1 pseudogene is annotated in these 489 nt (G+C 64.6%); it reads left to right on the forward strand.

Going from position 1 to position 489, the window contains the following annotated elements:
* Positions 1–489 (forward strand): annotated as a pseudogene (locus EOA86_RS37920) (leucyl aminopeptidase family protein); the annotation flags it as partial.

The following is a 489-nucleotide window of genomic DNA, read 5'->3' on the forward strand; positions in this document are numbered from 1 at the left end:
GGCGACTGGCATTTCGCCTCGGCACCCGCCGAACCGGAACTGGCGTCCATCGCACTGGCGCTCGGCGGCTATGTCTTCACCCGCTACGGCAAAAAGCCCGGCAAGGCGCTGCGTTTTTCGCTGCCGTCCGGCGCCGACGCGGCGCGTGTTCGCCGCATCGCCGATGGCGTCTTCCTGACACGCGATCTGGTCAACACGCCGACCAGCGACATGGGACCGGACGAGCTGGAGAAGGCGGTTCGGACGCTGGCCGGGAGGCACAAGGCCGAAATGTCGGTGACCAAGGGCGACGAGCTGCTTAAGAAGAATTTCCCGATGATCCATGCGGTCGGCCGCGCATCGGTCGGCGCGCCGCGTCTGATTGACATGATTTGGGGGCCGAAGAACGCCCCGAAGGTGACGCTGGTCGGCAAGGGCGTCTGCTTCGACACCGGTGGTCTCGACATCAAGCCGTCCTCGGGCATGCTCTTGATGAAGAAGGATATGGGT

This window comes from Mesorhizobium sp. M5C.F.Ca.IN.020.32.2.1, from assembly GCF_004023105.1.
GTDB classification, from domain to species: Bacteria; Pseudomonadota; Alphaproteobacteria; order Rhizobiales; family Rhizobiaceae; genus Mesorhizobium; species Mesorhizobium wenxiniae.